Origin of the sequence: Arthrospira sp. PCC 8006, from assembly GCF_046480465.1 — a bacterium.
In the GTDB taxonomy this organism is placed as follows: Bacteria; Cyanobacteriota; Cyanobacteriia; order Cyanobacteriales; family Microcoleaceae; genus Limnospira; species Limnospira platensis.
The window spans coordinates 1-11,912 of record NZ_PKGG01000024.1; the positions used below are offsets into that span (position 1 = coordinate 1).

The following is an 11,912-nucleotide window of genomic DNA, read 5'->3' on the forward strand; positions in this document are numbered from 1 at the left end:
CTGTGTGGATTGATTTCTATTCACTTGGTGGGGATACTTTATCTGGTTGCTACTCATTTGATGAATAATGTTGGCGATCGCATGATTCCACTAATGATAGCTATTCACAGCTATTCTATTACTCCCCTCGGTGGTCAGTTGGCTGTGGCTTGTGCGGTAACTGTTATATCCTATGTCCTCCGGGGGCTAATGTTTTATTAATTAAAATTATCCTCCATGGGATTTAAAAAAAACTCGACTTTTTGGATAGCTGCCACTATCAGTTTGGTGATAGACCATTTGACTAAGTTTTGGGTGGTGCAGACTTTTGAGTTGACTACCCCTCCCCAAACTGTCCCCATTTTACCGGGTATTTTTCATATTACCTATGTGGTTAATACTGGGGCGGCTTTTAGTTTGTTTAGCAATGGCGGTGTTTATTGGCTGCGTTGGCTGTCTCTGCTGGTTAGTCTGGGATTAATGCTTTGGGCTTGGTTTGGCCCTCGGTTTATTTCCTGGGAACAGTGGGGATATGGTTTGATTCTTGGCGGCGCTTTGGGTAACGGTATCGATCGCTTTGTTTCTGGTCATGTGGTCGATTTCTTCGATTTCCGCCTGATTCAATTTCCTGTTTTTAATGTGGCTGATATTTCTATTAATGTCGGCATTATCTGTTTGCTGATCGCTGCTTTTAAGCCCCATTCTCACCCATAATTTTTCTGGTAAAGGGGTTGACATGGGCGGGCGGTTTCTGTTATAATATTGACATATTTTTAATAATAAGAAATTGCCAAAAATAAAAAAATTTCGACCATCCCATTATGATAAAAGTATAGCGCAAGTCAGCGCCAAAAGCAACCCCCCTCCCCAAAAAGCAAAAATTTTTAACATTTCTTAATTTTTTGTTACAAAACTTAACAATATAGTATGTATGATAGATAAAAGTGGAGCATTGAGTGTAATATCGGGCCAATGGGAGTAAGTGAATTGTTAGCAGCAGAATCGATAATAGCAGAATCGGTGAAGGGTGAGGGAGACTATGATATAGCGATTGTGGGTGGTGGTATTGTGGGGGCGACAGTAGCGTGTAGCCTAAAAAATTCCGGGCTAAGAATAGCACTAATTGAACCTCAACCAAAAGCGATCGCCGCGAGTCGTCGCCAAGCCTATGCTTTAACGTTACAAACGGGGCGAATTTTAGATCAGATCGGGGTATGGGGAGATATTCTACCAAAAATCACGACATTTTATCAAATTAGTCTGAGTGATAACGATCATCCAAATGTGATTAATTTTGAAACGACGGACTTAGGGACTGAGGCGTTAGGATATGTGGGGGAACATTCGGTTATCCTAACAGCAATGCAAAGGTTTCTGGAAGATTGCGCGGAGGTGCATTGGTGGTGTCCAGGGAGAGTCAAACAAGTAAGTTATTATAGCGATCGCGCGGAAATCGAGGTAGAAACTGGGGAAGAAGTTAAGACTATTAAAGCGCGGCTAGTTATGGCGGCTGATGGTGCAAAATCTCCCTTACGTGAAGCCTGTGGAATCAATACGAAAGGCTGGAAATATTGGCAGTCCTGTATAGCGTTTACGATTCAAACGGAAAAACATCATAATAATGTAGCGTTTGAAAAATTCTGGTCAAGCGGACCGATGGGAGTTTTACCGCTACCGGGGAATCGCTGTCAAGTGGTGTTAACTGCGCCCCATAGCCAAGCCCATGAGTGGCAAAAAATGGATAAAGGGGAGTTTTTGGAGTTGCTAGAATATCGGACGGGTGGAGTTTTGGGGCGGTTGGAATTATTGAGCGATCGCATAGTGTTTCCAGTGCAATTAATGCAAAGCGATCGCTATGTTAATCATAGATTAGCTTTAGTGGGAGATGCAGCCCATTGTTGTCACCCGGTGGGAGGTCAAGGGTTAAATATGGGGATTCGTGATGCTGGTGCGATCGCCGAAATTGTGAAAAAGGCTTATCAAGCGGGTGAAGATAGTGGCGACCTAAAAACTCTGAACCGATATCAGAAATGGCGGCGGGGAGAAAACCTGCTAATTTTGGGGTTTACGGATTTTCTGGATCGGATGTTTTCGGGGAATTGGCGACCTCAAGTTATCTTGCGTCGTTGGGGACTGTGGGGCTTAAAAAAAATCCGACCTTTGCGTTATTTGTCTTTACGAATAATGACGGGATTATTTGGACGCGCGCCCCAAATTACTGAGTGTAAGTAATTAAGTCAATAGGGAGTTATCAATTATGGGGTGGGGGGTGATGCTGAGGGGTTGATGTTTTCCCAAGGGGGGAGTATCTTAAATGCGATCGCTATATATAAGTAATTTAGACCATGATCATCAATCGCCGCCATTTTTTCAAAACTTCTGCTTTTCTGGGGGGGTCTTTACTGCTAGATAAGCTGAGAAGTCCGGCTGCTGTGGCTGCTAATGAGTTAGTTACACACGCCCATCAAATTATTATGCAGTTAGACTGGAAATATAACGCCCAATTTGCTGGGGTGTTGCTGGCTGATTATTATAATCTCTATAAAAGCAGTGGTTTGGCGGTAGAAATTCTACCGGGAGAAACTGCGATGATTGTGACTAATCAAGTAGCTGAAAATCCGGCGATGATTGGTTGTGGTGAACAGGATATTATTATGAATGCCCAAATTGCGGGTAAACCTATAAAAGCTATAGCTACGATGTTCCAAAATTCCCCTTTGGGGTTAATGTCGATGCCAAATAGTCAGATTTATGACCTACAGGATTTAATTGGAAAACGGGTAGCGATGCAGGGGGAAAGTTACTCGATTATGCAAATGGTTATGGGTCATAATAACATTGGGTCCGATGAAATCGAAGTTATCCTAGTTTCAGGAGAGAAAAAACATGATCTGCTACTGAGGGGTGATGTGGATGCTGTGCAATGTTATATTGTAGATGAACCGATTGGATTTGCTGCTAAAACGGGAATTACACCTAATACCATGAAGTTTAGTGATTATGGTTATGATGCCTATGTTCAGGTGATTTTTGCCCATAATAAACTATTACAGTATCACCCGGAAATAGTGCATACATTTTTAGAGGTGACATTTGCGGGTTGGCGGCTGGCTTTGGATGATGTGGAAAAGGCGGCGGAAATTATTGTGAGTAATTATGCAGAAACCGGGGGAGAGTATGATGATTTAGATTATCAAATAGCGTCTCTGAAACAGGTGGCTAATTATGTAACTGCGGGGATTACAGATAATGACCTAGGAAAAATAGATGGCGATCGCTGGCAAAGTATGGCTACCAAATTCGAGAAGTATGGTATCATAAATGATGTGCCATTATTCTCTAATTCAGTAGATGATAGATTTATCAATTAATAATTAATAATTGTAGGGGCGGGTTCTGGTGTGACCTCGCCTCCCAACGACAATATTAATAAACCCGCCCTCCGGGTTCTGGTGTGACCGACTCTCCCAACGACAATATTAATAAACCCGCCCTCCGGGTTCTGGTGTGACCGACTCTCCCAACGACAATATTAATAAACCCGCCCTCCGGGTTCTGGTGTGACCTCGCCTCCCAACGACAATATTAATAAACCCGCCCTCCGGGTTCTGGTGTGACCTMGCCTCCCAACGACAATATTAATAAACCCGCCCTCCGGGTTCTGGTGTGACCGACTCTCCCAACGACAATATTAATAAACCCGCCCTCCGGGTTGGGCTATTAATAAACCCGCCCTATGTGACCAGGGAATTAATGGCTCAATAACTTGTAGGGGAAAAAAATGTTTCGCCCCTACTGTTGAGTGAGGGCGAAAAGGATAATTTACCCTCGTTTTTGGTGATGCTGGATAGCCTAAAAGCCGTTACGACCCCAGACAACCATGGAAATGGAGAAAGTAAAGACGACTAACAATCCAACCCAACCTAATGACAGAATATCCATAGTAGTATTTCACAAAACCAGATGAAAATTGACTTCAGAGGCTATCATATCCTGAAATTGATCCAGTCGCATCCATCTTCTAACTTTAGTCCGGCTGAACGCATACAGTCCCTAGTGGCGGGTATTTGGGCGGGTGTTTCTGTAGGGACGATCGCCCTAATGATAGAGTTGACCGTTAGTGGTATCCTAGGAGAGACGATCGCCCTAGATGTGCATTTAATCGTCAAGGGAGCGATCGCCATAATTAGTGGCTTTCTCTTCGGTGTTACTTATCGCTACACCGTCCGCCGGGATAATAACCCCCAACTGAAACTAGGGGTGGTGTTTGCTTTCGCTCTGGTCCGGGGGTTGGCTATATGGGATATAGCGCCCCAACCTTTGCCCCAAATGGCCATCTGGGTAGGAGAAAATTTAGTTATGTTTGCGGTGGCGGGAATTATCCTAGATGTAGCGATGCGACGGGGTTGGGTTAAATATTTTTCGTCGGAGGGGGAGTTATCGGACAACTGAATCAGAAGTCCTTAGAGGTTAAAGAACTATAAATCCTGATGTTGCTAACTGTGAACTCCATTGAAACCCTATCGGAAGATGTCGTTGACCTGATAGCCGCAGGAGAAGTTATAGACTCAGTGGCGGCGGTGGTGCGGGAATTGGTAGAAAATGCCATTGATGCGAAAGCGACGCGAATATCAGTTTCCCTATGGCCACAACAGTGGCGAATTCAGGTGGCAGATAATGGCGAGGGTATGGATTTAGTCAACCTGAAACGGGCTGCCATGGCTCATAGTACCAGTAAAATTGCCACAGCGAGGGATTTGTTAAAGATTAGCAGTTTAGGGTTTCGGGGAGAAGCTCTGCACAGCATCGCGCAACTGTCGGATTTGGAGATTCTCAGTCGCGGTGGTTTGTCCTCGTCCCCAAGTTCAGGATGGCGGGTAGTTTATAACCATCAGGGAGAGGCGGAAATGGTGGAAACTGTGGCGATCGCACCTGGTACTGTGGTAAAGGTTAGTAATCTGTTTGCTAACTGGTCATCGCGCCGCACCGCCGGACCGACTGCGACCCAACAATTGCGGGCGGCGCAACTGATGTTACAACAGATAGCTCTGTGTCATCCCCAGGTGACATGGCAAATTCACCAAAACGATCGCCCCTGGCTACGGTTTGGGCCAGCAGTGACGACCCAACAGATGCTACCTGAATTTATTAGGGGTGTAAGGGTGGGGGATCTGCAATATTTGAAAATGGATGTAGACCCACCCCAACAGGTGGAAGAGTGCCATAAATTCTTGTCGAAATCATGGTTAGAGGTGGTGATAGGCTTGCCCGATCGCGCTTCACGTCGGCGCAAGGATTGGGTTAAGATAGGAGTTAATGGTCGTATGGTGCGATCGCCGGAATTGGAGCCTACCATATTATCGGCTTTTGCGCGTACCTGTGGGCGCGATCGCTATCCGGTTTGTTTTGTGCATCTGCATATCGACCCGGCCTTAATTGACTGGAATCGCCATCCTAGCAAAGCCGAGATTTATTTACATTATCTCAACCACTGGCAAGAGCAAATACACCTAGCCATTGATCAGACTCTCAAGCTGAACCCAGAAAGTCTCTCAGCGGGGGTTAATCCCATCGAGAAGCTGTTGCGCGTCTCGGAAGATACTGCCTCATACCGAACCCGCCCGACCCCCCTAGAATCAGCGGAAAACCCCCAGAGAGTTGATGTTCCGAAACTAAAAGCGATCGGTCAAATTCACAACACCTATATTGTGGCAGAACACCCAGAGGGTCTGTGGTTAGTAGAACAACACATTGCCCATGAAAGGGTAATTTACGAACAATTATGCAGGCGTTGGCAAGTGATACCCCTGTCAACTCCGATCATCGTCGCCAATTTGTCCGAGGCGCAACTAGAACAACTAACCCGCCTCAATTTGGAAGTTGACCCCTTTGGCGATGGACTCTGGGCTATCCGAAGCGCCCCAGAAATTCTCGCCCTGCGCCAAGACTGTCAAGAAGCGCTGATTGAACTCAGTTTGGGTGGAGATTTACAGGCCGCCCAAGTAGCCACGGCTTGCCGCAGTGCCATTCGCAACGGCACATCCCTAAGTTTAACGGAAATGCAGACCCTATTAGATCAATGGGTGAGTACCCGTTCCCCCCGGACTTGTCCCCACGGTCGCCCGATTTTCCTAAGTTTAGAGGAATCTTCCCTAGCCCGATTTTTCCGCCGCAGTTGGGTGATTGGCAAAAGCCATGGGATATGATACGGGGATAATTACCCTGAGTAATTATCGATGAAAACCTAGTGAATATATCAGCATGAATTTTGCGGAACCAAGACAGCAGTTTTATGAGGAGGTTAGCCAGACAGAAAATCAAATAGATTTGGCTAAGGCTGCCCTATATATTGCCCGAGAACATCAACCCTATTTTAACCCTTTAGAATATCTGCAACAGTTAGATAGGATGGCGGCGGATGTGTTGGGGAAACTTGAAAAGCCAGCTTATCCAATGCGGATAATTAAGGCGATTAATCATTACCTTTATGATGAGTTGGGATTTCGGGGGAATCGGACTGAATACTATGACCCGAAAAATAGCTTTTTAAATCAGGTGATAGACCGTCGGACTGGTATTCCGATTACTATGTCCTTGGTGTATTTAGAGATAGCGAAACGCATTGAATTTCCGATGGTGGGAATTGGGATGCCGGGACATTTTCTGATTAAGCCAGAATTTGAAGATGCGGGGATTTATGTTGATGCGTTTGGATGGGGAGAAGTCCTATTTCCCCAGGACTGTGAGCTGAGATTGTCGGAAATTTATGGACAGCCTGTAACATTACGGCCTGAATTTCTCAATGCGATCGCACCACGGCAATTTTTAAGGCGGATGCTGCAAAATCTGAAGGCAATTTATATGAATGTTGGGGAATTTGAGGAGGCGCTGAAGGTAGTGGAGAGGATTGTGATCTTGTCTCCTGATGATATTAAAGAAAGGCGCGATCGCGGTCTGGTTTACTATCAACTGTATCGCTGGTCAGAGGCTCGCTGTGACTTAGAAGATTATCTTAACCACCTTCCAACTGCTCAGGATGCTGGTATAATTCAGCAGTTACTAGATAGAATGGACTTGGATACCTGAATCGTTTAATTAGTAAGGATTTGGGGAACCATTCAACCTGTCTAGTAAACCTATAAAACAGATAGGGTTATCAACCTGAACTTACAGCCGTGTGTCCCACGGTCAAAGGGTAGGCTGATTGATAAATTGACCTCTTCTGGGGGGAAGCCGATCCTCCTGACCGCCAAATCGGCTAAGTCGCTTTTTAGTAGTGACAATCACTAGGCGGATTGCAATCGCCACAATGTGTTAACTATAAACCCTTATCCTGACAGCGATAGCGGGTTATTACTCAACCCCTATATCCTATTGAGTTACTCAGATATTACTCACAATCTAGTCCTAGCACAGGAAAATAATTCTGTCAACAGGTTGATTACTCAGTCAACAAGCACAACTTAATCAATCTGTCAAATGCCTACTATCTCCCCCCAACCAAACACAGACAGGGTAACTCTCTCGTGATAGCAGTCAATGGCAAGCCTATCGGTTCGTTCCTCACCATTGACTGCTATCACATCGTTCGTTTCCCCAATAGTGCTTGTTTCGGTTAGGGGGAGGGTATGGGTTCAATTTTGCAGGATATTGCCTAAAGCTACCAGTGCTAACCATAGAAAGGTATGAGTGCGATCGCAGTGGGATTTATCTATGGCTCAAAGTCAACACGATAGCCGTAGGTAGCCGTAGGGGGAACCCACTAGGTTATCAATGTACAACGATACCCCTATCAATGTACAAAGATATCAGACCGCCTACCTGGTTCCCTGTGGGAGTCAGATTATTGGTGAAATATTGAGGAGCCTACTCACTACCAACAAAATGCGATCGCATAATCACGACTAACCTGGCTATGACATACTGAAGCGATACCCCCAAACAACTTTTCAACTGGTAACTTGTTTCGTCATCTCTCGCTGATACCTACATAATCCTAGAGAATTGATTCCCCATCGAAACCGATACCTACATACCGCTAGACAAGTCTCCAATTTATTAGGGGTACTGGGTTCCGCACTGGGATGATTACCACCAAAAATTGGAGACTTGTCTAGCGGTATGTAGGTATCGGTTTCGATGGTAAGGCAATTCCCTAGGATTATGTAGGTATCAGCGAGAGATGACGAAACAAGTTACCAGTTGAAAAGTTGTTTAGGGGTATCGGGTTGGTTCTGGTAGATGATAGTTAGATTATGCGATCGCATTTTGTTGGTAGTGAGTAGGCTCCTCAATATTTCACTAATAATCTGACTACCCCTATGGGTTTTGAAATTTAAGCCATACCCTCCCCCTAACCGAAACAAGCACTATTGGGGAAACGAACGATGTGATAGCAGTCAATGGTGAGGAACGAACCGATAGGCTTGCCATTGACTGCTATTATCACAAGGGAAGTACCCTATCGGTGTTTGGTTAGGGGGAGATAGTAGGCATTTGACAGATTGATTAAGTTGTGCTTATTGATTAACCCGTCAATAATTAAGATTTGTTACTAAGGGATATGCACTAATCGTCCCGTGTGCTAAGACTGAATGGAGTGCATATTGAATGTAACGGTACGACTAACGGGTTAGTTAATTTCCTCCTATCGCAATAATGATAAGGGTTTAAGTTAATCGGAGAGGGTGGGTATTGAACCCACTATAAAGCCTACAACCCCTATTCTACCGTTACTCTAGTGCACTCAAAAGCGATCGCATTATTAGGAGTTAGTGCAAAAGGAAAACCCCCTAGGTATTTAGCCTAGAGGGTATTGTGTTGTGGGTTTATTGGGGATTAATCATCAAGCTGGTAAAGAGCTCTGATAATTGCCTTAACCTCTGGTAGGTCTGGATTAATGCCGATATTAATCAGGACTTGTTTCCCCATGTCTAACGGCAATGGTTGCCTTTGATGCCGCGTCAGGATACCTAACTCTGTGGCAAGGTTGCGACGTTTTTTGTACTTGCTGTCATTAACCGTTACCGAGTGACCAAACGAACGCGCTCTGATTTCCTGTGGTATCCCATTCATCTCTCCCAGTTGGTTACCAAGATGACGGAAAGCATAAGCTTGAGTAAATCCCCAATTATGTTGTGATAACCATTTACGGTGATTATCGTTAAACATACCAGGGTTTTTAGACTTAGTAACAGGTAAGTAGACGTTATGAATCCCTAAGCGGTTAATCAGAGTCTTGTCTTTTGACATTGGGATAGCTAACCGCCAGCCTGTCTTAGTAGAACCCCCAAAATAGGTAAATTCTCCAATCACTAACACTAACTCAATGTTGGTAGGGTCAGATATGGCTGGGAAGGTAATGCCATCAATCTTAACTGGCTTAGTTAAATTTTGACCTGCTGCTACTTCAGACGGTCTTAACCCATATAAAGTACACATTGCACTAACCCAACACCAACCATCACGAGCGTTATTGTCTGTGACAGAACGATAATCAGCGTTGCGTTCTTTGTCTAGTAAACTTAACAAGGTATCCAAGTCTATACTTTGGGATTCAGCAAATACTGTTTGGGTAGGGTCAATTTTTTCTAGCTTGTCCAGTGCTTTTTTGCAGCCAGCCCGTTCCGCTACCTGCCTTAACTTGTAATATCGGTCCTTAAAATCCTTATGTCCTACCGGGCTGCTACCGTCTGGCAATGGAGTATACAAGGTTTCTTTTATACCCTCCCAGGTAACGTAACTATCCCAGTTTGTAACTTTGTTAAATACATCTAAGAAACAGCGCTTAAAAGAGGCTCTGTCACTAGCTATATCACGGGAACGTTTGCGCTTAGTGTTTTTGTGAACTCCGTTAAAGTAATCATCCTCCATCTCTTTGAAYACTTGGCGATAAGTGATTAAGTCATTCTCTAGGGGAGTTTTGTTTTCATCAAGGATAGTAGCCTTGTACCAGTCGAGCCATTCAGACACCGACTGAAATTGTCCGTCAAGGGATTTATGAACTAACCAGGCCTTATCAACAGCCTTACGGATACCCTCTGAGGTMAATTGACAATTACACCCCCTTTGTTTACGTCCCCCGGTTTCTGGGTCAGTGGTGATATCTAGTTGGATTGTCCCCCGGTTACGTTTAATCCTGACACCTTTGGGACATTGTTTGCGGGATAGGTTGAAAAACTCAAGAATATCCTCAAAGCCTTGATATGTACCACTATGTGTACTGTTTGTACTTGCACTCATTTTGCACTAACTCCTAATAATGCGATCGCTTTTGAGTGCACTAAAGTAACGGTAGAATAGGGGTTATAGGCTTTATAGCGGGTTTTAAACCCGCCCCTACTGTGGCAGCACAAAAAGAAACCCGGTTTCTAAGTCCCCGGTTTCTGAGACAAGGCGATCGCTATTTTATTTCCAGATAGGCGATCGCCTCTTTCCCTGCGAAAAAGAAACCGGGAATCGGATGATAATTTTGGTGGAATGGCAGAGATTTTTCAGAGAAACCCGGTTTCTGGCTGTTGGTTTTAATGCAGTAAGCGGAAGCTCTCCTCTTTGGGCTTATCGCTTTCTTATTTGCCTAAAATCAGCCTCAAACAGACGGACGACGAATTCGGGTTTGTCTTTCATCTGCCACCACTAGACAACCCTGTAAAGTCGCGAGTGGATAGTCCCGAACAACCCGCTGCAAAACATCAAGCACTGCCTGACGACTTCCACAGCGAGAACGCAACAGTAAAATTCCCGGATGAGTTCCGGGTGGAAAACGTCGGACATCAGAAAAATCTAAGTCGAGAGTAATAAAAAAGCGTCCCTCAGTACAAGCTTGCTGCCATACAACTTCGTCGTCTTCACCAGACAATCCTTCATCAGTCACTCGATCGCAATCGTAACCTTGATTTCGGAGAAACTCCGCATGGGTAATACTAAGATTCTCGTCTAATTTTACTAAGATCATTATTATCGCGTTGGCGACAGTTCTTCTTCTCTTGCTAATGCCGCAGCATAAGCGATCGCCGAGCGGACATTTTCTAAAGTTAACGGTGGATAGTCCTCAACAATTTCTGCTAATGTCAATCCCTCAGCCAGGTTATCCAGAATGACCGAAACCATAATCCTAGTCCCTTTAATACAAGGTTTTCCATGACAAATATTGGGGTTTCTCTCAATTTGTTTTTGCCAATCAATCATGGCTTTATCTCCAGCAAATTGTTAAGTATAAATTACCCTATTCTAGCATAAAATTCAGCGGTGACGAGAGCGATATCTAAGCCTAGTCGAAGTCGCCCCCATTACTGTCTGGGGAACAAAACTACCCCAGCCATGGTTATGGGATATTGTAATCGGCGAATTTCAATCTATGAAATTGGCTGAATCTCAGTTACGAGATGAGTATATTTACTCAGAATAAATGGATTGACTTGGCGTGATTAAGCCGCGATCGCCCCCCTAGCCTTCCCAGACTGTCACCTGTAATCCTGCTATACTCAACTTAAAAACGTGATAAAGCGAAGTGTATGAAAATTAACGCCATTATTCATCCCGCAGAAGAAGGGGGGTATTGGGCCGAAGTCCCAGCCTTGCGGGGTTGCATTACTGAAGGCGATACCTTGGAAGAGGTGACGCAGAACTTAAAAGACGCTGTTGAAGGTTGGCTGAGTGTTGCAAATAATAGCCCGAAAAATATAGAGCCAACCGACAAAATCGTCGAAATTGCTGTATGAAGTCCATTTCCGGAAAACAACTTTGTGAAATTGTGGAAAAGAAGGGCTAGATTTTAGAACGAATTACCGGAAGTCACCATATTTACAAAAATCCCCAAGAACCCAAAATCATCTCTATTCCTATCCACCGTAATCAGGACTTAAAAATCGGCACGTTAAAAGCATTGATAAAAATAGTCAATCTCACAGAGAATGACTTGTAAAAAAAGCGCG

Annotated in this window: 13 protein-coding genes and 1 pseudogene; 10 read left to right on the forward strand and 4 right to left on the reverse strand. The window is 44.5% G+C overall.

Annotated features, from left to right (window positions below):
• The 4 genes and pseudogenes from B9T16_RS06075 to B9T16_RS06090 form a co-directional block, all read left to right on the forward strand.
• Positions 1-201: pseudogene (locus tag B9T16_RS06075) on the forward strand (biotin transporter BioY); the annotation flags it as partial.
• A 15-nt stretch (positions 202-216) separates the two neighbouring features.
• Positions 217-693 carry a signal peptidase II gene (lspA, locus tag B9T16_RS06080; RefSeq protein WP_006617877.1) on the forward strand — a complete coding sequence of 159 codons (477 nt, stop codon included), beginning with the start codon at positions 217-219 and terminating at the stop codon, positions 691-693.
• A gap of 258 nt (positions 694-951) precedes the next feature.
• Positions 952-2,211: an FAD-dependent hydroxylase gene (locus B9T16_RS06085; protein WP_410244318.1), complete on the forward strand. Its 1,260-nt coding sequence runs from the start codon at positions 952-954 to the stop codon at positions 2,209-2,211.
• A 113-nt stretch (positions 2,212-2,324) separates the two neighbouring features.
• Positions 2,325-3,350, forward strand: coding sequence for an ABC transporter substrate-binding protein (locus B9T16_RS06090; RefSeq protein ID WP_410223285.1), 1,026 nt, complete (start codon positions 2,325-2,327; stop codon positions 3,348-3,350).
• Between the two features lie 481 nt (positions 3,351-3,831).
• Here the strand turns inward: B9T16_RS06090 and petN are convergent, their stop codons facing one another.
• On the reverse strand, positions 3,832-3,921 hold the full coding sequence (gene petN, locus B9T16_RS06095; protein WP_006615846.1) for a cytochrome b6-f complex subunit PetN: 90 nt from the start codon (positions 3,919-3,921) through the stop codon (positions 3,832-3,834).
• A gap of 21 nt (positions 3,922-3,942) precedes the next feature.
• Between petN and B9T16_RS06100 the strand changes: the two genes are divergently transcribed.
• The 4 genes from B9T16_RS06100 (at position 3,943) to B9T16_RS06115 (ending at position 7,887) form a co-directional block, all read left to right on the forward strand.
• Positions 3,943-4,431 carry a hypothetical protein gene (locus tag B9T16_RS06100; protein WP_410244319.1) on the forward strand — a complete coding sequence of 163 codons (489 nt, stop codon included), beginning with the start codon at positions 3,943-3,945 and terminating at the stop codon, positions 4,429-4,431.
• 38 nt (positions 4,432-4,469) lie between these two features.
• Complete coding sequence (gene mutL / locus B9T16_RS06105) at positions 4,470-6,185, forward strand: DNA mismatch repair endonuclease MutL (protein ID WP_014274059.1); 1,716 nt, start codon at positions 4,470-4,472, stop codon at positions 6,183-6,185.
• Positions 6,186-6,240: 55 nt separating this feature from the next.
• Positions 6,241-7,065, forward strand: a complete 825-nt coding sequence (locus tag B9T16_RS06110; RefSeq protein WP_410244320.1) for a SirB1 family protein — start codon at positions 6,241-6,243, stop codon at positions 7,063-7,065.
• Positions 7,066-7,752: 687 nt separating this feature from the next.
• Positions 7,753-7,887 carry a hypothetical protein gene (locus tag B9T16_RS06115; RefSeq protein ID WP_286131422.1) on the forward strand — a complete coding sequence of 45 codons (135 nt, stop codon included), beginning with the start codon at positions 7,753-7,755 and terminating at the stop codon, positions 7,885-7,887.
• Between the two features lie 930 nt (positions 7,888-8,817).
• On the opposite strand, the gene B9T16_RS06120 is transcribed toward B9T16_RS06115, so the two are convergent.
• From B9T16_RS06120 to B9T16_RS06130, 3 genes are all read right to left on the reverse strand, one after another.
• Complete coding sequence (locus B9T16_RS06120) at positions 8,818-10,221, reverse strand: recombinase (protein ID WP_410244321.1); 1,404 nt, start codon at positions 10,219-10,221, stop codon at positions 8,818-8,820.
• Between the two features lie 346 nt (positions 10,222-10,567).
• Positions 10,568-10,933, reverse strand: coding sequence for a DUF5615 family PIN-like protein (locus tag B9T16_RS06125; protein ID WP_006619054.1), 366 nt, complete (start codon positions 10,931-10,933; stop codon positions 10,568-10,570).
• Between the two features lie 2 nt (positions 10,934-10,935).
• Positions 10,936-11,166, reverse strand: coding sequence for a DUF433 domain-containing protein (locus B9T16_RS06130; RefSeq protein ID WP_006619055.1), 231 nt, complete (start codon positions 11,164-11,166; stop codon positions 10,936-10,938).
• Positions 11,167-11,492: 326 nt separating this feature from the next.
• On the opposite strand from B9T16_RS06130, the gene B9T16_RS06135 reads away from it, so the two are divergent.
• Complete coding sequence (locus B9T16_RS06135) at positions 11,493-11,699, forward strand: type II toxin-antitoxin system HicB family antitoxin (RefSeq protein ID WP_035737990.1); 207 nt, start codon at positions 11,493-11,495, stop codon at positions 11,697-11,699.
• Positions 11,700-11,761: 62 nt separating this feature from the next.
• Entirely contained in the window at positions 11,762-11,902 is a 141-nt protein-coding gene (locus tag B9T16_RS06140) for a type II toxin-antitoxin system HicA family toxin (protein ID WP_286131438.1), read from the forward strand.
• The last annotated feature ends 10 nt before the right edge of the window (positions 11,903-11,912 follow it).

Excerpts from the sequence above, each read along its gene's own strand:
- petN (WP_006615846.1), bottom strand. The coding sequence starts at position 3,921 with ATGGATATTCTGTCATTAGGTTGGGTTGGATTGTTAGTCGTCTTTACT.
- B9T16_RS06130 (WP_006619055.1), bottom strand. The coding sequence starts at position 11,166 with ATGATTGATTGGCAAAAACAAATTGAGAGAAACCCCAATATTTGTCAT.
- B9T16_RS06100 (WP_410244319.1), top strand. The coding sequence starts at position 3,943 with ATGAAAATTGACTTCAGAGGCTATCATATCCTGAAATTGATCCAGTCG.
- B9T16_RS06125 (WP_006619054.1), bottom strand. The coding sequence starts at position 10,933 with ATGATCTTAGTAAAATTAGACGAGAATCTTAGTATTACCCATGCGGAG.
- lspA (WP_006617877.1), top strand. The coding sequence starts at position 217 with ATGGGATTTAAAAAAAACTCGACTTTTTGGATAGCTGCCACTATCAGT.
- B9T16_RS06090 (WP_410223285.1), top strand. The coding sequence starts at position 2,325 with ATGATCATCAATCGCCGCCATTTTTTCAAAACTTCTGCTTTTCTGGGG.
- B9T16_RS06115 (WP_286131422.1), top strand. The coding sequence starts at position 7,753 with ATGTACAACGATACCCCTATCAATGTACAAAGATATCAGACCGCCTAC.
- B9T16_RS06135 (WP_035737990.1), top strand. The coding sequence starts at position 11,493 with ATGAAAATTAACGCCATTATTCATCCCGCAGAAGAAGGGGGGTATTGG.
- B9T16_RS06110 (WP_410244320.1), top strand. The coding sequence starts at position 6,241 with ATGAATTTTGCGGAACCAAGACAGCAGTTTTATGAGGAGGTTAGCCAG.
- mutL (WP_014274059.1), top strand. The coding sequence starts at position 4,470 with ATGTTGCTAACTGTGAACTCCATTGAAACCCTATCGGAAGATGTCGTT.
- B9T16_RS06085 (WP_410244318.1), top strand. The coding sequence starts at position 952 with ATGGGAGTAAGTGAATTGTTAGCAGCAGAATCGATAATAGCAGAATCG.